Source organism: Moorella thermoacetica, from assembly GCF_001267405.1.
GTDB lineage: Bacteria > Bacillota > DSM-521 > Neomoorellales > Neomoorellaceae > Neomoorella > Neomoorella thermoacetica.
In genome coordinates this window covers 675577-696749 of sequence record NZ_CP012369.1, presented here as the reverse complement: position 1 = coordinate 696749, position 21173 = coordinate 675577, and the positions used below count along the sequence as shown (strand labels likewise).

23 protein-coding genes are annotated in these 21173 nt (G+C 48.7%); 2 read left to right on the top strand and 21 right to left on the bottom strand.

Features of this window, described 5'->3' with window-relative positions:
• Positions 1 to 2 precede the first annotated feature (2 nt).
• The gene (locus tag MOTHE_RS03440; protein WP_011392285.1) at positions 3 to 365 is read right to left on the bottom strand and encodes a flagellar protein FlaG; all 363 of its coding nucleotides are present in this window, start codon (positions 363 to 365) and stop codon (positions 3 to 5) included.
• 258 nt (positions 366 to 623) lie between these two features.
• On the opposite strand from MOTHE_RS03440, the gene MOTHE_RS03435 reads away from it, so the two are divergent.
• A complete protein-coding gene (locus MOTHE_RS03435) occupies positions 624 to 1193 on the top strand; it encodes a Uma2 family endonuclease (protein ID WP_011392284.1) in 570 nt (189 codons plus the stop codon).
• 221 nt (positions 1194 to 1414) lie between these two features.
• Here MOTHE_RS03435 and MOTHE_RS03430 read toward each other — a convergent pair whose 3' ends face one another.
• The 15 genes from MOTHE_RS03430 to MOTHE_RS13445 all read right to left on the bottom strand — a co-directional run bounded on the left by MOTHE_RS03430 (position 1415) and on the right by MOTHE_RS13445 (position 16816).
• Positions 1415 to 3304 carry a motility associated factor glycosyltransferase family protein gene (locus MOTHE_RS03430; RefSeq protein ID WP_011392283.1) on the bottom strand — a complete coding sequence of 630 codons (1890 nt, stop codon included), beginning with the start codon at positions 3302 to 3304 and terminating at the stop codon, positions 1415 to 1417.
• On the bottom strand, positions 3301 to 3900 hold the full coding sequence (locus tag MOTHE_RS03425) for a DUF8042 domain-containing protein (RefSeq protein WP_011392282.1): 600 nt from the start codon (positions 3898 to 3900) through the stop codon (positions 3301 to 3303). Before MOTHE_RS03425 ends, MOTHE_RS03430 begins: the two co-directional genes overlap by 4 nt.
• Positions 3901 to 4020: 120 nt before the next feature.
• Complete coding sequence (locus tag MOTHE_RS03420; protein ID WP_053094678.1) at positions 4021 to 5121, bottom strand: flagellin N-terminal helical domain-containing protein; 1101 nt, start codon at positions 5119 to 5121, stop codon at positions 4021 to 4023.
• 194 nt (positions 5122 to 5315) lie between these two features.
• The gene (locus MOTHE_RS03415) at positions 5316 to 6518 is read right to left on the bottom strand and encodes a glycosyltransferase family protein (protein WP_011392280.1); all 1203 of its coding nucleotides are present in this window, start codon (positions 6516 to 6518) and stop codon (positions 5316 to 5318) included.
• A 28-nt stretch (positions 6519 to 6546) separates the two neighbouring features.
• Positions 6547 to 7248 carry an acylneuraminate cytidylyltransferase family protein gene (locus tag MOTHE_RS03410; protein ID WP_011392279.1) on the bottom strand — a complete coding sequence of 234 codons (702 nt, stop codon included), beginning with the start codon at positions 7246 to 7248 and terminating at the stop codon, positions 6547 to 6549.
• A 218-nt stretch (positions 7249 to 7466) separates the two neighbouring features.
• On the bottom strand, positions 7467 to 8531 hold the full coding sequence (locus MOTHE_RS03405; RefSeq protein ID WP_053094677.1) for a nucleotidyltransferase family protein: 1065 nt from the start codon (positions 8529 to 8531) through the stop codon (positions 7467 to 7469).
• Positions 8532 to 8549: 18 nt separating this feature from the next.
• Positions 8550 to 9563: an N-acetylneuraminate synthase gene (gene neuB / locus MOTHE_RS03400; protein WP_011392277.1), complete on the bottom strand. Its 1014-nt coding sequence runs from the start codon at positions 9561 to 9563 to the stop codon at positions 8550 to 8552.
• Positions 9553 to 10755: a UDP-N-acetylglucosamine 2-epimerase gene (gene neuC / locus MOTHE_RS03395; RefSeq protein WP_011392276.1), complete on the bottom strand. Its 1203-nt coding sequence runs from the start codon at positions 10753 to 10755 to the stop codon at positions 9553 to 9555. Before neuC ends, neuB begins: the two co-directional genes overlap by 11 nt.
• Positions 10756 to 10785: 30 nt before the next feature.
• Positions 10786 to 11457, bottom strand: a complete 672-nt coding sequence (locus MOTHE_RS03390) for an HAD family hydrolase (protein ID WP_011392275.1) — start codon at positions 11455 to 11457, stop codon at positions 10786 to 10788.
• A complete protein-coding gene (locus MOTHE_RS03385; protein ID WP_011392274.1) occupies positions 11435 to 12415 on the bottom strand; it encodes an ATP-grasp domain-containing protein in 981 nt (326 codons plus the stop codon). The genes MOTHE_RS03390 and MOTHE_RS03385 overlap by 23 nt, the downstream gene beginning before the upstream one ends.
• Complete coding sequence (locus MOTHE_RS03380; RefSeq protein WP_011392273.1) at positions 12412 to 13518, bottom strand: LegC family aminotransferase; 1107 nt, start codon at positions 13516 to 13518, stop codon at positions 12412 to 12414. The genes MOTHE_RS03385 and MOTHE_RS03380 overlap by 4 nt, the downstream gene beginning before the upstream one ends.
• A 15-nt stretch (positions 13519 to 13533) precedes the next feature.
• Entirely contained in the window at positions 13534 to 14505 is a 972-nt protein-coding gene (locus MOTHE_RS03375; RefSeq protein ID WP_011392272.1) for an NAD-dependent 4,6-dehydratase LegB, read from the bottom strand.
• A 408-nt stretch (positions 14506 to 14913) separates the two neighbouring features.
• Positions 14914 to 15147 carry a carbon storage regulator gene (locus tag MOTHE_RS03370; RefSeq protein ID WP_053094675.1) on the bottom strand — a complete coding sequence of 78 codons (234 nt, stop codon included), beginning with the start codon at positions 15145 to 15147 and terminating at the stop codon, positions 14914 to 14916.
• A 90-nt stretch (positions 15148 to 15237) separates the two neighbouring features.
• Positions 15238 to 15705 carry a flagellar assembly protein FliW gene (gene fliW, locus MOTHE_RS03365; protein ID WP_071556365.1) on the bottom strand — a complete coding sequence of 156 codons (468 nt, stop codon included), beginning with the start codon at positions 15703 to 15705 and terminating at the stop codon, positions 15238 to 15240.
• 373 nt (positions 15706 to 16078) lie between these two features.
• Positions 16079 to 16816, bottom strand: a complete 738-nt coding sequence (locus tag MOTHE_RS13445) for an S-layer homology domain-containing protein (RefSeq protein WP_162490037.1) — start codon at positions 16814 to 16816, stop codon at positions 16079 to 16081.
• A gap of 3 nt (positions 16817 to 16819) precedes the next feature.
• Between MOTHE_RS13445 and MOTHE_RS13440 the strand changes: the two genes are divergently transcribed.
• A complete protein-coding gene (locus MOTHE_RS13440) occupies positions 16820 to 16966 on the top strand; it encodes a hypothetical protein (RefSeq protein ID WP_162490036.1) in 147 nt (48 codons plus the stop codon).
• A 353-nt stretch (positions 16967 to 17319) separates the two neighbouring features.
• Here the strand turns inward: MOTHE_RS13440 and MOTHE_RS03355 are convergent, their stop codons facing one another.
• The 5 genes from MOTHE_RS03355 to flgM all read right to left on the bottom strand — a co-directional run bounded on the left by MOTHE_RS03355 (position 17320) and on the right by flgM (position 21081).
• Complete coding sequence (locus MOTHE_RS03355) at positions 17320 to 17583, bottom strand: hypothetical protein (protein WP_053094673.1); 264 nt, start codon at positions 17581 to 17583, stop codon at positions 17320 to 17322.
• 139 nt (positions 17584 to 17722) lie between these two features.
• Positions 17723 to 18640: a flagellar hook-associated protein FlgL gene (flgL, locus tag MOTHE_RS03350; RefSeq protein WP_011392268.1), complete on the bottom strand. Its 918-nt coding sequence runs from the start codon at positions 18638 to 18640 to the stop codon at positions 17723 to 17725.
• Positions 18641 to 18696: 56 nt separating this feature from the next.
• A complete protein-coding gene (flgK, locus tag MOTHE_RS03345; protein ID WP_011392267.1) occupies positions 18697 to 20157 on the bottom strand; it encodes a flagellar hook-associated protein FlgK in 1461 nt (486 codons plus the stop codon).
• Positions 20158 to 20374: 217 nt separating this feature from the next.
• The gene (locus tag MOTHE_RS03340) at positions 20375 to 20794 is read right to left on the bottom strand and encodes a flagellar protein FlgN (RefSeq protein WP_011392266.1); all 420 of its coding nucleotides are present in this window, start codon (positions 20792 to 20794) and stop codon (positions 20375 to 20377) included.
• The gene (gene flgM / locus MOTHE_RS03335; RefSeq protein WP_011392265.1) at positions 20791 to 21081 is read right to left on the bottom strand and encodes a flagellar biosynthesis anti-sigma factor FlgM; all 291 of its coding nucleotides are present in this window, start codon (positions 21079 to 21081) and stop codon (positions 20791 to 20793) included. The genes MOTHE_RS03340 and flgM overlap by 4 nt, the downstream gene beginning before the upstream one ends.
• Positions 21082 to 21173: the final 92 nt, after the last annotated feature.

The following is a 21173-nucleotide window of genomic DNA, read 5'->3' as shown; positions in this document are numbered from 1 at the left end:
TCCTATATCAACTCATCCAGGAGCAGCCCCACCATTTGCTGCATCTGGCTGGCCACATTCAGTACTTTTTCCGGCGGGATGCGGCGGATAATTTTGCCTTCATTGGCGTCGATCACTAGGACGTATATTTCACCCTTTTCGTGGTCGAGCTTAAAGCGCAGTTTAATATTAAAAAGATCTGTGGCTGTATTGAGCTTTGCCACCGCCTGCTCAAGATCGCCCCGGGAGTACCCGGCCTGCCCATCCTGCCGGCGCTTTTCCTGATCGCTGTCCACGTTAATTTTTTTAGTATCCTGTACTGCCGGTTTCTGCGTCTGGCTCTGGACCTGGTTTAGGATTAAAGGATCGACTCCTTCGACCCGCACTCTTGCCACCCCCGAGGTAAATCTAATTCCTAGAGGTTAATATCGACAGTTCCTTGCCGCGCTTGAGGTTTACCACGGATTAAAGTTGCTTCGCAGTGTTAAAACTTAAGCGAAGCACTTTCTAATGTGGGGCGTACTACGGGAATAGCCTCCTTTTCCTTTTTCAGAATGGTCTCGCTTCTAACTGTGGTATAATATAGCCATAATAATCAGCCTGTAATGTACTCCTCTACCCTGAACGAAAGGGGGCTCTAAAGAATGGCCGCAATAGAGATTGCCCGCAGGCGTTTTACTGTCGATGAATATTACCAGATGGCCCGGGCAGGCATTCTGGGAGAAGATGACCGGGTAGAGCTGATTGAGGGGGAGATTATAGAGATGGTGCCGATAGGAACCCAGCATGCCGCGTGTGTTAGACGGCTGCTTCATATCTTTAGCACCAAAATAGGCGACAATGCCCTGGTAGACACCCAGAACCCTTTACGCCTGGGCCAGAACTCGGAACCCCAGCCCGACTTGATGTTGCTCAAGCCGCGTGATGATTATTATGCTACTTTCCACCCCCGGCCGGAGGACGTGCTATTGTTAGTCGAGGTGGCTGACACTTCGTTGGCCTATGACCGCGAAGTAAAAGTAAGCCTGTATGCTAAGGGCAGAGTTAATGAAGTATGGCTGGTTAACTTGCAGACGCAGCAAGTCACTGCCTATCGCCAGCCTTCGCCGTCCGGGTATAGAGAGGTTAAAGAATACGGGCACGGCGACCATATTTCTCCGCTGGCTTTCCCGGGGCTAAATATTCCAGTCCAATATATTTTACCTGGAGATTAGCACCGGGCTTTTTCACACCATCCTCGCGCCGTAATGAATATGGCCCGGCACGACATGAGAAAGCTTTCATACCAGGATCAATTAACATAAATATCGGCTTCCTGATACAGCTTTACCAAAACTTCTGGTGCCGGCCGGGTAACCCACTTCGCGCTCAAAGTCATAAATCTCTCGTCCACCTGAACTTACCTGGACAACCTTTAATTTTATATCCCTTTCCTCTAAGCTTTTGAACAGCTAGTTGAGGCGCTTTCACGCCGAATCTTTTCTTCTATTTCTTTCAGTATCTCTGTTGTAAATTCGGCATAGCGCTCAACCTCGGTAAAGAAGGACAGGTACAGGGAAGCTAGTTTTTCTCCTCGCGCAGGCAATTCCTGCTCGTCGTTTACTCTTTCGCCCAATATACGGTTGATGGCGTCAATACGGGCGGCCAGACCCTGCTCTAGGAAAAGTCGATAAAGGATATTGCCGGTGATGCGCCGGTCCAGGCCCATGAATTTCCGGCGGGCACGCTCGTAGTTAGTTAACTTTACTGTTTTCTTGTGGCATTTTTCCAGCAGTTGCCGGGCCACTTCTATACCTTCCTCAAAGCAGGCCCGCAAATCCTCCCGCCGGGAACTAAGCTCGCTAAAGGCCTCTTCAAGACGCCGAAGTTGTTCCCCATCTGGTACTGCATAAACGTCATGCTTTGCTGCAATAATTTCCCCTGGTGAAAACGTTTCCCGAAGGTACTTATCTCTCACTTCCTGCAAAGACATAATTTCGGTACTCCGAATACGGGCACCCCCTTCTGTGGCATCTATGACCAGGCGCTTTCCCTTGAGGTTGCCCAAGTACTGTTCATACCAGACGAGCATGGAATAAAAGGCTGTAGTGGTCGGCACTCTATCGCCATATATATCTTCTACCCAAATGTAGTTCCCCTGGCTGGGGTCTATCCTCTGCTGGTGCCTGGCGCCGTCGGCGTGGGTCTTGTTGTTGGTGAAGGCCAGATCCTGGCCTATAAGGATAATGGGGTTAGCGCCCATCTTCACCGCCAGGTCCAGGCAGACATTGGCCACTGAGGGACCGCTGATCAGAACACCCTTTTTCTCGCCCAGCTTTTCATCAAACCATTCAATAAATGGTGAAACATTCAATTCACAGCTAAAAGTGGGCCCCTGGTACTCCTGAACGATGCGGGGAAAGATGACCGGAGCGTAAACCAGAGGTACTCCCCTCCCGTCAAATCCGGCAAAGTGCTGGTAATTGGCATCTCCAGGATCAAAAGAAACCAGCAGATCCGGTTTGATGCCGTTTTTTTCTAGAATCCTGATGGCTGAACCGGCAGCCATGATCAGTACCCTTCCCTTAAGGGAAGGTAAGAGATGGATATTTTTTTCTAGAGAGGGTCCCGCGGCCACAATCAGAGCCGGTTTACCGCTGAAAGCGTCGAAAAGGTGGATAACCCCAGGGGCTTTTATGTAGGGTAAAAAGTTATCACGAAAGTTACATAACCACTGCATCATGAACTTTTCGGTGGTGGCCCAGTTGACCCGGCGCTGGCGCAGCCTGTCGGTAACCCCCTGGCACACTCGTTGCCAGTAGCCAGCATAGAGTTGCTCATAAGCCGGCAAAGTATGCAGGGCTATTCTTTTACCGGCGTTTTCGGCCAGAATGTTGCTGAGTTGGGCGGCCGCATCCTCGGGGTCGGCCACCGCTAGCAGGTAAAACTGCCCGCTCTTCAGCAAGTGGGTCATGTCCCTGGCGGCGAAGGCCAGCTTTACCGCCGCCAGTTCCGGCTCCAGTACTAGAACTGCTTTATGGGGGTATAAGTCCTTCAGGGCTTCCAGATGGTAACCCAGGCCCATCCCCAGGACAACTACCATATCTGCGTTTTCATCAACGCCCCGGGCCCAGGTTACAGCCTCGCGCCGGGGATCATAGCGGCTGTGCAGGGCTATCTCCTTACCACCTGTGATGGCTATTAGTGTTGGTTCGCCATTTTGGGCCGGGGCAAGCTGCCGATCCAGGGGCAGGGCTGTGGCCTCCAGGTCCCGGAAAAGTTCCGGGCTATACCGCTGCAACACCCTGGCGTTTTTGCGATAGACCAGATTAGTAGATGGGCTCACTGGCAATCCCCCCTGGTGTAAACTGCGTTAAAGAAGGCAAGGCAGCCTTCCACCAGGGTGGCCAGCCGGTATTCCAGCACGTCAGCCAAGCTTACCGCATCCCCTTGCTCCCAGGCGGCCATCATTTCCTGCACCGTCGCCCGGAAGTCGCCGGCCAGACGACTTCCTTCCCGCTGTTTGACGGGATCGAACTGTTTCTGCTGCAGAACACTACCAAGGAGAGAATTCAGCCACTCCAGCCCTTCCAGGAGGCCAGCCCAGGCTTCAACGCCGATATTTTCACCCCGCACCAGCCTTTCCGCTTTGTTATGAATGTCTTCCAGCATTCTGGGAAGGTAGCTTGCCGCCGTGTTCAAAGCCTCGGCCAGCAATTCTTCTGGCGTCATGGTAATTATGCTAATTGTTTGCGGCTGCGGATAAACCCGGGCCTGCAAAAAAAACTCCACGTCGGCTATCTCTTTGCCGTCCACTACTGCCCGGGCTACCACGCGCCCCTTTTCACCGACCCGGCGCGTCAGGTCGGCGATAACTTGTAAAAGCTGTTCAATGTTATTATCGGGTAAAGGTATTTCTACGCCATCCAGGAGTAATTGCATTCATCCACCAGCTTTCAATTTAAAGAGAGCCGGCTGTACGGGCCGGCTCTTCTGTGCTGACCAAAACTCTCGTCGAGATTACCGTAATAACTGCAGTACGGTCTGTGGTTGGGCATTGGCCTAGGCTAGCATAGCCGTACCGGCCTGGCTAAGGATCTGGTTCCTGGTAAAGGCCATCATTTCCTGGGCCATATCCAGATCGCGGATGCGGGACTCGGCCGCCGTCAGGTTTTCCGCCGCCGTGCCCAGGTTGGCAATGGTATGTTCCAGGCGGTTCTGGTAGGCGCCCAGTTTGGAACGTTCGGCAGAAACAGTTTCGATGGCGTTATTTATAGTTGTAATAGCTTTATTGGCATCTGCCTGGGTGATGACGCTGATTCCCTGGTTGTTACCATTTTCGTCTTTGCCTACTATATAAAGTTTAGCACTTGTACCTGCTACAGCAGTTCCGCTCCAAGTGAAGTCGATAGAATAACTACCATTTTTTGCCGTAAGTTTGCCACTAGCCACACCTGCGCTACCCGTAAGGCTAATAGAACTTCCTGCGGTATTCTTAATTACTACCGTTATTTTTATATTACCAGCAGCACTGCCCGTTGCTAATGAAACATCGTATGCACCGCCCAGAATGGCTTTACCACTCGCTGGTTTAAGGTTGGCAGCGCCAGTCAACACAGAATCTACAGGGTTTACAGCGGCAGCGTAACCGCTGACTTCTGTTTTTAAATCGCTTGATTTCATGCCACCAATTTGCAAGGTTATATTTTGATCTTTATTTGCTCCTATCTGGAAGGTTCCTTCGAAATTGCCCCCTAAAAGGTTCTTGGTGTTAAACTCAGTAGTATTAGCGATACGAGTCAATTCTTCAGACAGCTGATTTATTTCCTTCTGGATCTCCCAGCGGTCGGCAGCAGTATTGGTATCGTTGGCCGACTGAACAGCAAGTTCTCGCATTCGTTGTAAAATACTATGGGTCTCATTTAGTGCCCCTTCGGCCGTTTGAATCAGAGATATGCCATCCTGGGCATTGCGCACCGCCTGGTTTAAGCCCCGGATTTGGCCACGCATCTTCTCGCTAATGGCCAGCCCGGCGGCATCGTCGGCGGCCCGATTGATTCTCAGACCAGAAGATAGCTTCTCCATTGACTTGGTTAGGGCGTTATTTGTTACCGTCAGGTTCCGGTAAGCATTTAAGGCCGAAATGTTCTGGTTGATACGCATGTACCTTCATCCTCCATGACTTTAGTTTTGGCATCCCTGCCATTTTACTTTGGAAAACAAACACGGTTCTTTCTATCATTTATAAATCATCATAGCGTAAGCCACATACCACCTCCTGCAAGGGAATCTTAAAACTGCACCTTCCTATATTGTTATATCGTCAATAGCAACAAAAGGTTTAGGCACTGGCGGCCTTATGATACCCTAAGATTCTTTAACGACTTATATGTCTCGATAACATCCAGGATTCTTTTCGCCCTGACAACCCAGGTATGTCTTTCTTCCGCTATGCGTTTACCCGCCAATCTCAGGGCCTCCATTTTATCAGGGTTTTCAAGGAGCCCGTAAATTTTTGACGGTAATTCATGGAGTTTGCTCCACGAATAAAGAATAATATCTTCGCCATCCATGAATTCCTGTGAGTAAAAACTATTAGTGTTGGAAAGTGTAACTGCCCCATTTATCATGGCCGAAAACACTCGCTCGTGGCCGCCATTTGCAAAACTAGGTTCAATATTAAGCACCATCTTTGCCTGTTCCATTAAGCCGAGCATTTCTAAGAAGCCCACTGGCTGATGGATTAAGATATTGTTTTTTGCATTAATCCGGGCATTTTCCCAGTTGGCACCATACACATGGACCTCTAAGGCGGAATCGGCAAGCATTTGCAAGCACTGGCGCCGGCGATAAGCGCGGACATATTTATCGACAAAAGGCAAAAGGTAGATAAGTTTATTCGATAGTTCGTTATTTAAATAAATACCTCTGGAAGCAAAAACATTTTCAGCCGCAATCGCCAGGTTTATATAATCTTTACCCAGGATATAATCCACTATTTCATCCAAAAGCCTTGCTATAGTGGTATTTAGATTAACCCAGATATTACGTATACTATCCGGGTCTTGATATGAGCCCCCGAACAAAATATCTATTCCCCGAATGCCATCCTGTTGAACGCTTCTACCATCAATAACATCCTTGGCTTTACATCCTCCATGAGGAAAGAAAAAGCAGGTCCGCTGATTACCATAATAACTGTTAACAAAATTAATATGCGAACGATCCACACATCCGATTAACAAATTCTCTACCGGATATTCCAAACGCTGCAAGTGATAAACTGGATCGTCTACTAAAGCAGCAATAAAAGGTATGCCCAGGGAATCATATAAAGATTTGCTGCCTATTTTCAGATCTATGCCCATGGCATTAAAAGCAAAAACAAACTCGCAGGGCTGGCTAAAAGCTTCCTGTAATTGCTGACCGGCATTGCTGGCCAGAAGGTCTACGATATAAACATCTTTACCTAAGGATTTAAAAGCTTCACCTAACTGATCTACAAAGACACGAAGTACATCATACTGCGACTGACCTTTATAAATAACAATATGTCCCAAAATGATACCTCCAAAAAAGCGGTAATTCTCATTTCATATCCCTCATCAACACATCCGCCAGAACAAAATCCATTTCTCTATCAATATCCACCGACCGCTCTTGGGGCATGATATAGGCATAAGTGCCCGGACCATAAAAGGAACTTCCTTTTTTTAAAAATTCCCATTCACCCAGATATATCGCCCCGTTCAAGCGGTAAAAAACAGGCAACTCCTGCCGGTTTAAACCTAAAACGTCAGGCCGGATGAAGTTTTCCATGTTTAAATCTTCGGGGAGGGTATTGCACCACCAAGGGTGGTGGTCAACCTCACAAACCGAAACAACGGCCCGAGCATTGCGTTCCAGCATCAACCGGCAGGCTCCCAGGATATCATCCACATTACGTAACGGGCTGGTGGGCTGCAGGACCATTACCCAATCATAAAGGCGCCCGCTTTCTTCGCACCAGGCCATGGCGTGGGCCAGGACATCGATTCCACGGGACGTATCGGTCGCCAGTTTCGCCGGGCGCATGAACGGCACTTCTGCCCCCGCCTCTCTGGCCACCCGGGCGATTTCATCCCCGTCGGTTGAAACCAGCAAGCAGTCGAAAACGCCGCTTGCCCTCGCGGTCTCGATGGTGTGGACGATCAAAGGCTTTCCCACCAGGGGCCTGAGGTTTTTCCCCGGCACGCCTTTGGAACCGGCCCGGGCGGGGATAAAACCGAGGATGGTTTTACCTTGATACAAGAGTTTCTCCCCTTTCGCTTGCGCACACGGAACGCCTACACGACCTCGAACCTGGCTGTCTTCACTCATGAGAGAGAACTTAATTGCAAATTGGAACTGTCTCGGGATACCAGCTGAACTCAATGACTCCCGTATTCACTGCGTCAATTGGAACTTGATCTGGCCAATGTTTTCAGAAACATTGGCCGGTCGATTCGCAATGGCGAACGGCAGTTGTCTTATATCAGGCCTTCAAAGGCCCGCAGGGTCTGGCGGTACTCGTCCCACTGGCCGATGTCGAACCAGCGACCATGGTGGGGGTATACCCCCACCCGCAGGCCTTTATCTTTGGTGGCCATAATTAAATCCGTCATATGTATGAAAGAACTATTATCAAGGCCCTCTAAAACTTCGGGTTCCAGCACGTACAGGCCGATGTTGACCAGAAAATGGAAACTAGGCTTCTCTTCTATCTGGTGAAATTCCCCTGCCTCGGTACGCAAAACGCCATATGGAATGGTAAAATCCTGCAGGGCTCCCACTATAGTGAGGGCATTCCCTTTCTCATGATGGTAACGCAGCAATTCCCCATAATTCATCTCAATAATAACGTCGCAGTTGGTCACCAGGAAGGTTCCCTGAAGCTGCTGCCGCAGGAGCCCCAGGGCACCGGCAGTCCCCAGGGGTTCTTCTTCCTGGACAAAATTTACTTTGTACGGCCGGCCGTTGCTATCGTTAAAATATAACTTTACTACTTCAGCTTTATAGCCCACTGAAAGAATAAACTGCGAAAATCCCTGGTCATAAAATCTATCCATTAAAACTTCTACTATTGGTTTATCGCCAAGGGGGAGCATCGGTTTTGGTAAAATCTTGGTAAAAGGATCCAGCCGGGTACCCTTGCCGCCGGCCATAATCACCACCGGTTCGGGCCTCGCCTCCACCTTACTCCCAAATAGATCTATCCATAGGAGCAGGTCCACTACCTGGTGTTCGTTATTTACCAAAGGGATATGACGAATATTATGGGTCAACATCAACCTTCTCGCCGCATCTAAAGACACACCGGCCGGCAGAACCTTGGGCCGCGCCTGCATGACCTGCCCGACGGGGACGTCCAGACTTTCGCCCCGCAGCAGCGCCCGGCGAATGTCGCCGTCAGTGATGATGCCGAGGAGATGCCTTTCTGTATCTCCTACTAAAAGTACCTGCAGGCCGGCCCCGTCCATCCGCGGCAGAGCCAGCTTCAGGCTCTCCCCGGGCAGGGCCCAGATTTCCCCGAGTTTATCATCGTGCCAGCCCATGGTTAATCCCTTGTCCTTTCAAATCATATCCCAGCTTAAAATACTACCTGCGGCAATATCCCGGCGGGCCTGCCGGCCCACCACCACATCCCACAAATTCGGCGGGATGCCCGTCCCCGGCCTTTTAGCGGTCAGGCAGGAGTCCGTGATTATTTCCCCGGCGGCTATGTCCCTGGCTGCCACCAGGCTGCGCCTGGCCGCCGGCATGACGGCCAGCTCGCCCGGCGCGGGCCGTTTGATGCCGTCCCCCAGGCTTTTTTCTACCTGGCGGATGGCCACGACCATTTCTTTAAATTCTCCCGGTTCCAGGGAGGCGCGGTGGTCAGGGCCGGGAAGGTTGCGGTCCACGGTTAAGTGTTTCTCGATCACTTCTGCCCCCAGGGCCGCTGCCGCAATGGGTACGGCGATGCCCTCGGTGTGATCGGAATAGCCCACCGGTAGGGCAAAGGCATGCTTCATGGTAAGCATGGCCCTTAAATTCACCTCTTCCGGCGGAGCCGGGTAGCTGGTGGTGCAGTGCAGCAGGGTTATGTCGCTCGCCCCGGCTTCCCGCAAAACCCGCAACGCACCTTCCACTTCACCCAGGGTCGCCATGCCGGTAGAAAGGATAACCGGCCGCTTTTTCCCGCCGATCCGACGCAAGAAGGGATAGTTGGTTATTTCTCCAGAAGGGATTTTAAAATAAGGCACTCCCAATTCGGCCAGAAAATCAATGCTTTCCTGATCGAAGGGAGAGGAAAGAAATATAATCCCCTTCTGCCGGCAATAAGCATAAAGTTCCCGAAATTGGGCGTAGCTCAATTCCAGCCGTTTAATCATCTCCAGCTGGCTTTCGTCTTTTCCGGGCATATTATCTTTTTGATATTGGGCCCGCTCGGCGCCGGGGGTGGCCACTTCTTCGGCCTTGAAAGTCTGAAACTTTACAGCGTCTGCCCCCGCTTCTACCGCCGCGTCTACCAGTTTCCTGGCCAGCTGCAAATCGCCATTATGGTTGACGCCCGCTTCGGCAATGATGAAAACCCTATTGAACATGGTAATTCCTCTTTTCTTCAGGTGAAGGAAAGTCCAGTCGTTTTTCTAAAAGCTTACGGTTAATGGGTATTTCTTCTAGCACCTTAACAATCCTGCCACTAGCGTTGCTGTCTCCATAAGGATCATAAGGATTGAAGACATCTTTTAAACTTTGCCGAAAATCTCGATCTTCCAGGGCTTTTTTTATCCCTTTAACAATTTCTTTTTCTTCGCAAGGGACATCTATTATACTATCGGCCCTAATTCTTCCTTTTTGTCGTTCACCGATGTTTACAGTAGGAACATGAAAACTCGGTGCTTCAATAATTCCACTCGAGGAATTGCCTACCACTACGGACGCTAAGCGCATTACTCCTAAATAGCCCCTGGAACCCAAGCTTTTCTTCAAAATTACGTTAGGTCTATCAGCGGCATACTGCTGCCATGCTTCGATGATATTTTGATAGCCCACCTCAGTCCCGGGGTAGGTAATTACCTGCTGGTGTCCGGAAAAATGTTTTAAGGCCCTAACCAATTGTTCTATGTCCTTTGGTGCCTGGTATCCTTTTTCTAGAGTTTCAGGATGATAAGTGACCAGGATAATTGGTTTTTCAAGATTAATACCGAAGTCCTCTTCCAACTCATTCGGCAGCATATAATCGCAATTATTAATATTTTCTATACCAGGTGATCCTACAACATGAATGCGCCATGCTTCCTCACCCATTTGTCGTATACGCCAGCCGTATTCCCAAGTGGTTGGGAAATGAAGATGGGCCATTTTAGTAATTGCATGTCTTACTTGCTCATCTAAAACTCCATAGGTCGTTTCCCCGCCGGCGATATGAGCTATGGGAATTCTTTGGATCAGGGCTGCTATAGCAGGAGCAAATAGCTCATATCTATCACCTAATAACAATAAAAAATCGGGTTCCACTTTTCTTATGGTATCAGAAAGTAAAATCGTAGTCAGTCCAACTGATTTAATAATGGCTTCTGTTCTGTCTGAAGCCAAAGAACTATTAATTATTTCACTTATATTAAATCCATCTCTTTTAATTTCATTTATGGTATTACCTTTCCACTGCACTAAATGCTCTCCAGCTACGACCAAAGACAATTCTAGTTTGGGTGACTGTTTGATACCTCTTAAAATTGGTTTAAGCAAACCATATTCGGCCCTTGTGGCTGTAAAAGCCATGATTTTTCTCATTATAAAATTATCCTCCGGAATGCACACATCTTATAGTATTAACTCCTCTAATTCCTCAAGAGAATATATGACTTTATTAGGTTTGCCTTCGTTAGGCGGCGTAAACTTTGAATATAGTCCACTACTCCTAATAATCTGGTATGTTTGCATCCCAAGTTTATTGGGAGCAATAAAATCCTTTATCGGGTTGTCACCAATGTAGCAGGCTTCGTAGGATTTTACTTTAAAGTAATCGAGAACTAATTTATAAGCTCGTGGATGTGGCTTCCAATATTCTTTCCCAAATTTATCAGTATAAACGATTAAATCAAAATAGCTTGCTAGGTTTAGGCTCCTTATCTTATTCTCTTGACTCACATAATTACCATCCGTAATTATCGCCAAAGATATACCCTTGTTTTTTAAAACTTTAATGATGTACTGGGCATCTCTGAAAAGCTTAATATTAGATTTATGATTTCTATATAAATGTAATAGCATTTCAGGGCTGTATTGATTGTTTATACCATAAAGTTTTAATAAACGATCAAAAACAAACTCCTTGTTCTCATAATATAACGCCCATATGTCGAGATAAATATCCTCTGTTTTCATTCCAACGTATCGTGAAATTTCTCGCGCAACAGCTAAATAACCACTTTTTACAAAATCCAATTCATTATATAAGGTATCATCTAAATCAAAGATAGCAACTTTGATCAATCAATTCATCCTCTCCTTTATAAATTGCCGTATCATATCTTAGCATATATAAATTTCTCCTATAAATTCCAATTCGTGGAGCAATCTTTTCTCCTAAGGCCATTTTAACAATCATTTTAGGAAAATCCGCACCAGCATGATAGGAAAGGGGGTATCCGCCACCAAATCTTGGGTTAATCTCTGTAAAAACAGGTCCTTGTTCAGTAATAAAGCATTGAATGTTTATAGGCCCTACTGCGTTTAATTTAGAGACAATTTCCTGGGTTATTTTTAAAAGATTTGGTGCTTCAATAGTTACTGCTCTTTCTACTTCTCCTCCACGTACTTTAAGACGTTTTCGCGGAACGATCGAAATGCAATTACCTTTAAAATCACATAAAACATCTAGGGTAACTTCATAACCCCTAATAAATTCTTGAATAATATATGTCTCATTTTGTCTTATAAAATAATTAATTTCTTCTTTGGTATTACATTTGTTTACACCTTTACCGGAAGATCCAAAACGGGGTTTAACAATAAATTGACCATCGAAACCTTGTATGTCCCTTGATAAAAAATCTTCTGGTGTATATGTTAAAGGAGTAGGTATCTGGTGTTCATTAAAAAATTTTGCAGTTTGAAGTTTATCTAAACAAATTTCGATTACGTGAGGTGAGGAGATTAAAACAACAACTCCTTCTTTATGAAAAGTTTCCTTCAGTTTTGAAAGAAAAGGAAGCTCCAAATCAAAGAGCGGTATAATCATGTGTATATTATATTTACGGCATATTTCCAGCAGTACATCAAGATAATTATCGGAACCTTCTTTGGGGATAACAAAACCTTTGTCTGCGCAATATAGAGTTGGAGCAGTATTGCCTATATCTACTGCTATAACTCGATCTACTTCTTGTACTTCCTGAAATAATTTTATCAATTCAACTCTACGACCTGCCGATGTAAATAAGATATTCATATTTTTATACTCCTTATTACATACATTATATCTTTCTCTCTTAAAGAACTAGCACTGGGTAAGTTTAACCCTGACATATATAATGCTTCTGCTATTGGGCAATGATTAAAATTGTATGCTCTATAGCACTGCTGCCAGTTAAGAGGCTTAAATAACGGCCTGATCTGGATACCCTCTTTCCTCAGGTATTGCATAAGCTCTAGCTTATCCAAGCCATACTTTTTCTTGTCAACTAAAATTGAGAATAACCACCAATTGCTCTCTGCCCCAGGTAATTCTTGTTGCCAGCTAATTCCTGAAACATTATATAGATCCCGGCGATAAATCGCCGCATTGCGCCTTTTAGTCGCCAAAAATTCCGGCAGGCGTTCCAGCTGCGCCAGGCCCAGGGCCGCCTGGAGGTTGGTCAACCGGTAATTGAAGCCTATCTCCTTATGCTCATACTCGGTTTCCCCAGGTTCCCTGCCCTGGTTGACCAGGATTCTGGCTCTGCGAGCCAGTTCCGGGTCCTCTGTTACCAGCATCCCCCCGCCGCCGGTAGTGATAATTTTATTGCCGTTGAAGCTAAAAACGCCTATATGCCCGAAGGTACCTGCTTTCTTTCCTTTGTAAGTTGAACCTAAAGCTTCGGTTGCATCTTCGATGACGTACAGCCCGTACTCCCGGGCCAATCCCAGGATGGCATCCATATCGGCCGGGTTGCCGTAGAGGTGAACCGGTATAATCGCTCGTGTATGCTTGGTAATGGTTTTTTCTATCGCGGCAGGATCGATGTTCCACGTCCAGGGATCAACGTCGACCACTACCGGCCTGGCCCCAGCGTATACGACCGGATTTACCGTGGCAATGAAGGTAAGGGCGGGCACAATAACTTCGTCCCCAGGTCCGATCCCCAATAATTTCAAGGCCAGGTGCAGGCCGGCCGTGCCGTTTACCACCGCTACTGCGTGTCTGATACCTAAATAAGCGGCAAATCGCTGCTCAAACTCCCTTACCAGCGGTCCTGCTGAAGAGACATAGCCGCTTGCTAAAGCTTTTAAGATATAATCACGCTCTAACTCACTGATATTAGGCCAGTCCAACGGTATCTTAATTTCCTGCATCAATAAGGCGCCGCCTTATACGTTATATTGCCCGGCTTTATATAAAGCCAGGTGATTTTTAAACCACTCGATTGTTATTGCCAGTCCTTGACTTAAGGAGTATTCTGGTCGCCAGCCTGCCAGCCGGTTCGCTTTGCGGTTATCACAGCATAAACGCTCTACTTCGCTCGCTTCAGGGCGGTAACGTTCCGCATCCACCCGGACTTTCACCTTTATCCCGATCAATTGTCCTATCAGCTCAACCAGCTCGCCGATACTTATTTCCCGGCCGCTCCCAATGTTAACTACTTCGCCCACTGTATGAGGGGAAAGACCTGCCGTGATAAAGCCGTTCACTGTGTCTTCAACAAAGTTAAAGTCCCGCGTCGGTGCCAAATTGCCCAGCCGGATCTCCTCCCGGCCACTTAACAGCTGGGTGATAATCGTAGGGATAACGGCCCGGGCTGACTGGCGTGGCCCGTAGGTGTTAAAGGGCCTGATTATAGTTACCGGTAAATCAAAAGACCGGTAAAAACTCAGGGCCAGCTGATCGGCGCCAATCTTGCTGGCAGCATAGGGTGACTGGGCCTGGAGAGGGTGATTTTCATCAATAGGTACATACCGTGCCGTTCCATAAACTTCCGAGGTAGATGTATGAACCACCCTTCTCAGGCCTTCTTCCCTTGCGGCCTGACAAATATTGTACGTACCTTCAACATTTGTCTTTATATAAGCAACCGGCGTTACATAAGAATAGGGAATACCTATCAAGGCCGCCAGGTGGAATACTACTTCTATTCCCCGTAATGAAGCTCTGACACTGTCATAATCACGGATATCACCGGTAAAGACTTCAATATCGTCTTTGACTTCACTCTCCTCCAGCCACCCCCATGTATTGCGGGAATTATAATGGACAAAGGCCCGTACCTTATGTCCCTCTCTGACAAGCTTTTCCGTAAGATGCGAGCCGATGAAACCGCCGGCTCCGGTTACTAAAATGTGCAATGGAATATACCTTCCTTTAATCCATATTAAGTCATTTCGAGTGCCTTATATATTATTTCTTCACTTCTATTTACTTTTAATGATTTATATCGACATTTTGCAGCAAGTCTGGAGGGGTTAAAGTAAGATTTTCTTTCAAGATAAAAAAGCGTTTTAATAAATTTTGCTCCCTATTGTCTGGGTGCTGGTGACTAATCCGGTAGCTTGGCTGCTTACTTTATTCTCAAGGTTCATGGTTAGAATCACCACCGATGGTGCAAGTACTCCCTGGCTATAAGGTTTAAATCGGGCTCATAGGCGCGTTTTAAGGGCCACGGCAGCGGGCCAGGAATGGTGCTGGCATCATCTCTAACTAAACCTTTGTAGCGTACCATGAATAATCCGTTATTAAAGCTTTCATTTTCATGGCTATTTAGGCTGCGGTGCTTTTAGAGGTAAATTACCCACCGCTACAGCTGGCGTCCGGGCGGCGACTTTGTTTGCGTTCGCAACAGCAGCCAGGAGCTCCTCGCGAACGATGGGCACCTCCGGCGGGGCGTCTATGCCCAGACGGATTTTATCGTCCTCAATGGCGACGACGGTGATTTTGATGCGGTTGTCGATGATAATGGCTTCATTTACCCGCCGGGTGAGGACCAGCACAGGCGGCAACTCCCCTAATATAAAATGTGGGATATAAGAGGTAGGATCCTTGTAGAAACTGGCGACATCAGTTTCAAAATTAGCGTCTGCCTACCCCTCATTTCCCCCGCTCGATGGTATTGATTCGTCATCAGAGAATGATTCCTTAAACAACTGGTGTCTGGTAGTATATTTTGTCCCTTCCAGGATCAACTGCATACCCAGTCTGACTGTGGGGTTGATAATTATGGGGCCGACCAGGTTGGCCGTCGCCCGCCGGATGTCGCCGTCGGGGATGGTCACTACGGCGTAGACCAGGGCGTCCGCTGGGTCCTTGATGGCCAGCTCTTCCTGCAGGCGTGCCGGTAGATCGACGGCGTAGCCAGGAAAAAAGAGAAAGGGGTCGACCAGCAGGAAAGCCACTTCGGGGTCGGCGGCGGCCTGGAGCCAGGTGAAAGCCGGGTTTTCGGGGATGGGGTAGAAAAAGAATTCCTTGAGATGCTCAAATGCCGGTATACCCTGGGGAAAATGAAGCAAGTCAGAGGGGTTTATCTCCAAGGTACCGAAGCGCGAGGTCATAACTTGCACAGCGGGCGACCCCCTGTAAACTGAATTTATTTATCGCCGAACTAATTGCTCATAGCGCTGGCGGGCACAAAGATTGCGGCGGCCCGAATAGTTACAAATACCGGGATTGGAATTTTCTCTATGATATGGCAGGATCCAAGAATATATGATAGTAGAGGTTGGCGGAAAGCGGGAAGCCTCCTTGAGTTACCGCGACATTTATATGATTAACACTGCTAATAAAGCAGCCGCCGGGGTAAGCGTATTCCCCGGCTGGCCGTATCGTTGGTTGGAGTAGAAGTCGCAGAGAATTAGCTGACTTTCATCCCTGGTATTTACCCCGGCAGCTTACGGTAAATTAACCTGGCCCGACCCGGCCTGCTAACTATATCTTTTTTTGCTTCTCCAGCAGGCGGTAAACCATGGTAATCGCCTGGGCTCTGGTGAGAGGATCGTTCGGAGCAAACTTTATCTTCTTATCTCCATCGGGGAGGCCGGCAATCAGCCTGGCGCGGTACGCCGCCAGTATTGAAGGTGCCGCCCACGGCTGAATAGCAGAGGCATCTGTAAAAATCCTTTCCAGATCCGTCTTGGCTTTATCACCGTCGCTAAGCAACTTCAAGTTGGCGGCCCGGGCTAAAATGACGGCCGCTTCCTGGCGGGTTAGACTATTTGCTGGTTTGAAAGTGCCATCAGGATATCCTGCTATAATACCATATCGGGCGGCGGTTTCGGCGTATTGTACCGGTGTATGAGATTGATCGTATATCTTAAACCCATTTGCTGATGAGTAATTGCTACCAAAATATGAGCCATTATTCCCTTCTGGAGTTGCATATACATCACTAAAAACCGAAGATGTTTTTTCTATTATCAGTAATCCCAGCCCTTTGATGAGTATGGTGGTAAACTCCAGGCGGTTGATATTGTTTCCTGCCCCGAAGTTATTATCTGTTCTATCGATTGGTAGGGGCTCAACCAGCCCTTTAGCCCACATAGGCATTACGCTGGAATAGGCCCAGGCTGCTTCGGACTGGCTGGTAAAATCTTTAAATACACGGTCCGCCAGGAAAACGGCATAATAGCCTTCTGTCTTACCATTGAACTGGAAGGGGGCGGTCACAGTGTGATTGCGGACATCAGTACGGCCGCCCAGGATATAGTTATCATCATCGCTCCAATCATTATCCGGGCTGTACCAGATGGCCAGCTGGTCGGCCACAGCCGCGCTGATATTCGGATCATAACTGAGGGTGAGCTGCCCGGGTTGTAACAGATAAACGGCCTGGGGAACGGAAATTTGTATGACCTGGCTGGCCAGGAAATGGTAATTATCCGGCCTGGTGGTGGGAGGGTCGTAAACCGTAAAGGCAACCGAGCTATTCGTAATTTGACCGCTGCCATCGACCAGGACGTCTCCCCTGGGGTACGTCAGGGTGACAGTCCTATTAAAGGCCTCTATTTTCCCCGAGGCAGGAAGAGAAGGTACATCATAGGTAAGCCCCGGTACCGGTGTAGTAACATACATTATTTGGAAGTTTACGATATCCATACTATTATTCAGGCCGTTCGCACTGACTGTACTGACTGTTATGTTATTTATCCCTGTAGTAGGCTTAAATTAGCCTACCAATTGTAAACCTGAGCAGTAACGCTTTTTGCCGCAACCTTCTTGTTATTCACGGTGATGTTAACACTCTGGGCCTCACCATTACTATCGTACACGGAAAGGGTCACGGTCTTACTGCTAACCAGTTTAGCATCGTTAGTATTTACCGTGTTACCACCTATGCTCACCACCAGCTTTGGAGCAGCCAAAGCTGGTTGGGCGAATAAAACCACTGTCATCAATGTAGCAAGGACAACTACCCAACTCTTCCGCCGCGGCAACGTGATCACTCCTTAAAAATAGTTCTTCCTTTATTACAACACGCTGAGCGTGGAATAACCTTGCAAACCTCCTTTACCGAAAATATCATCCGTGGAAAGTTTATAGTTAGGAAGAAACGGTAAAGCTCATTGGCAAGTGTTAACGCAAATAGTCGATCAGGCTTGGCTGAAGGACCTTGGCGCCGGTGGACAGGGAGGCGAGGTAGACGTTTTCCTGGGTTTTATAGTTCATAACGGTCTCCGCCAGGTCGATATCTTCTAGCTTGGACATGGTTTGCGTCAGGCCAATTTGGGTATCTTCCAGGCGCGACATAGCCATCTCCATGCGGTTGCTTTTGGCACCCAAGGTGGCGCGGATATTGAGGATATGATCGATAGCCTGGTCGAACTTATTTAAAGTTGCCGAAACATCCGTGGCTGTCCCGCCATGTAAGGCAGCGCTTAAATCGTTTAATAATTTAAATATGGATTCAGTAGCACTACCATTATTTATTGCCTGCATAAATATTTGATCGCCATTTTCGTTAACGCTGATAGTAACACCCGGGGCAATTTCCCAATTTAAAGCTGCTGAATCACCATTGTACTCTACAGGATCGTCCGTACTAGACGAGTTACTAACAAATGGTGTAGCCGTCGTCTGGCTGCCACCAAATATGTAACGGCCGCCGTAAGAGGTATTGGCGACCTGCATCATTTCGTCGAGGAGCTGATCTACCTCTTTCCCAAGGGCATCCATGGATTCCGGGGGCATTGTCCCATTGGAGCCATAAACTGCCAGTTCCCTGGCCCGCTGGAGGACATCTGTGGCCATGCCCAGGACGCTTTCCGAGGCGTCGAGCCACCCCTTGGCGTCTTCCATGTTCTTTTTATACTGGTCGTTTGCGGCGATGGAGGTCTTAAAGGCCAGGACCCGGGCGACGACAATGGGATCGTCAGATGGCCGGTTTACTCTCTTGCCGGAAGACATCTGCTCCTGGGTACGGGCCATATTCTCCAGGTTACGATTGATGTTGCGAATGACATTGTTGTTGAGCATCCGGTTGGTAACGCGCAATTATCTTCACCTCTGGCGGATAGCGCTTTGGAGAATTTTAACTTCCAGCTAAGGCATTAACGCGTAACACCCATGCCGTTGATGATTTTATCAAGCATACTGTCCAGGGTAGTAATCATCCGAGCTGAGGCCTCGTACGCGCGTAGGTACTGGAGCATATTGGCCATTTCTTCGTCCAGGGAGACGCCGGAGATAGATTCTTTGCGGTTGGTTAGCTGGTCCACCAAAACGCCCTGGTTGGTGGTCATGCGCGTAGCCTCATGAGCGTCGACACCCAGTTTGGCAGTGAAGTTCTTGTAGTAGTCATCGAAGGTGGTATTGTCAAGGTTTTCTATCAGCTTGTGCTGGAGTTGGGCTATGGCCAGGGCGTTGCTGCCGTCGCCGGGGCCTCCATCATTAGCTGCCGCCGCAATTTTACTCACATCAGCCATAATTTGGGGATTAACTTGGATGTTAGCCGCCGTAATTGTATCGCTATCATCACCAATGACAAAAAAGTCTTCACCACTGGCTCCCGTTAAATCTTTCCCTAAAATATGTTGTTCATTAATGGCTGCAGCCAGTTCCCCGGCCAGAGTGTTCAAATTGGTTAGATAGGTCTGCACGTCTTCGCGTGCTTTTTGCAAACCTTTAATCTCTCCATTAGCAGGCACAATTTCGTCACCTGAATCCTCCCAAAAGATTTTGCCCTTATTTGCATCATCTGTACCCGCCGCTACCATATTAACTATGCTACCATCCGTACCATCAACATTTACTAAATATTGATCGCCAAGCTTTATCTTTATCTGGCCGTCAGCGATTTCTTCGTCATTTACTGTTACCATATTTTTTTCTACGCTAAAATCAATGATTTTACTCAGCCTGTCCAGTAATAGGTCCCGCTGATCCATCAAATCATTGGGCTGGTCGCCAGCGGCAACGATATTTTTAATCTGGCCGTTCAGGTCGGCTATCTGCTGGGCCAGGGAGTTTACTTCTTTGACCTTTAACTCAATGGACTGGTCGATATCGTCCTTGATCTGGTTCAACTGGGCGGCGCTGTGCCGGAAGGCCTCCGCCAAAGCGTTGGCCGTCTCGACGACGGTAGTCCGCACCGGGGAGCTTTCCGCGTTCTTGGACAATTCCTGCCAGGCGGCCCAGAACTGGCTCATCAGGGTGCTGAGGCCCGTATCGGACGGCTCATTAAAGACAACCTCCACCTGTTGCAACACATCCTGGATCTGTTGCCACTGGCCTAAAGATCCGGTTTCCCGGCGAATCTGGGTATCTAAAAACTCATCCCGCAGGCGGCGGGTTTCCTGGCTGTCGACGCCGGTGCCGATCTGCCAGCCCTGGCCGCCGGGCCGGTTCATGGCCGGGACGGGATAAGCCGGCGTCGCCGTCAGAACCACCTGCTGGCGCGTGTAGCCTTCGGTGTTGGCGTTGGCGATATTGTGGGAAGTCGTGTAAATGCCCCGCTGCTGGGCCTGCATGCCGCGCAGGGCGGTGTTAAAGCCGAAAAAAGTTCCGGGCAACCGAATTCACCCTTTACGCTGATTTTGTCCCCCATGCCTTGCAGATGGCCCCGCGAGTTCGGGGCGGCAAGTATATTTCTACAGGCACTATCCATAAATTAATAAAGGGTCAGCAGAAAACGTTTGTTCCAAATCTATCTTAACTACCCAGGCCACGGTAATCTCAGGTCACCACCAGCGGCCATGCCGTAAAACTCACGTAACCCTGACCAACCTACTATACCAGCCGGTCCATTATTCCCGTACTCACGCCTTCCGGTAGCAACAGGGAGAGCATCTTCTGCACGTAGGCCAGGGATTGGCGCGCCAGGAGGCGGTTGGTTTCGTTGACTTCCTGGAACTCCCGCACCGCCTGCCGCAAGGAATCGCGGAGACGATTTATCTCGTCGTCATCACGACCCCTTTCCCGGGAGACCGGGGCGCCTGCTACGCTTGTCTCCGGGGTTGCCTCCATCACCTGCTGCCGCTCCTCTTCCAGGGCGGCCAAACGGCGGGCGAGTTCCTCTTTACGGCCGGTGGCCGCCTGGATGCCGGCCAGCTCGTCGGTCACCAGGGCTTCCTGTTCCTGCCGGCCTACGGTCAGGAGTTCCTGCAGCACCGCCAGCTCGTCCCGTAGAACATCGGCCAGTTCCCTCACCAGCCCATCTCCTTCAAGATAGCGTCGGCCACGTCTACCGCCGGGACGTTATAGGTGCCTGCCGCCAGGCGAGCACGGATGGCCTCTACCCTGGTGGAGCGAATATCCTCTTCACCCGCCAGGCGTGTTTTTAAATCGTTTATAAACTTGCTGTCGGGTGATAGCTGGACGTAATCTTCCTCCCGGCGGGCCTTATCCGGCCGGTCGTTGCCTTTGACCATCGCGGCTTGCTGGTAAGCTGCCCGCACCCGGTTCCAGGATACCGGTCCCTCGCCTGTAATCTTCAAACCCCTGCACCCCTGTTGTCATTTTCTAGGTCACATCTATATATCGGTAAGCCCGGGCAGAACTTTACCCGGGCGTGATAAGGTAATTGGCG

What these genes read in the sequence shown, in the direction of transcription:
- fliW (WP_071556365.1), bottom strand. Translation starts at nt 15,705, where the DNA reads ATGACCTCGCGCTTCGGTACCTTGGAGATAAACCCCTCTGACTTGCTT.
- MOTHE_RS03385 (WP_011392274.1), bottom strand. Translation starts at nt 12,415, where the DNA reads ATGAATATCTTATTTACATCGGCAGGTCGTAGAGTTGAATTGATAAAA.
- MOTHE_RS03380 (WP_011392273.1), bottom strand. Translation starts at nt 13,518, where the DNA reads ATGCAGGAAATTAAGATACCGTTGGACTGGCCTAATATCAGTGAGTTA.
- MOTHE_RS03405 (WP_053094677.1), bottom strand. Translation starts at nt 8,531, where the DNA reads ATGGGCTGGCACGATGATAAACTCGGGGAAATCTGGGCCCTGCCCGGG.
- MOTHE_RS03435 (WP_011392284.1), top strand. Translation starts at nt 624, where the DNA reads ATGGCCGCAATAGAGATTGCCCGCAGGCGTTTTACTGTCGATGAATAT.
- MOTHE_RS03425 (WP_011392282.1), bottom strand. Translation starts at nt 3,900, where the DNA reads ATGCAATTACTCCTGGATGGCGTAGAAATACCTTTACCCGATAATAAC.
- neuB (WP_011392277.1), bottom strand. Translation starts at nt 9,563, where the DNA reads ATGTTCAATAGGGTTTTCATCATTGCCGAAGCGGGCGTCAACCATAAT.
- neuC (WP_011392276.1), bottom strand. Translation starts at nt 10,755, where the DNA reads ATGAGAAAAATCATGGCTTTTACAGCCACAAGGGCCGAATATGGTTTG.
- MOTHE_RS03420 (WP_053094678.1), bottom strand. Translation starts at nt 5,121, where the DNA reads ATGCGTATCAACCAGAACATTTCGGCCTTAAATGCTTACCGGAACCTG.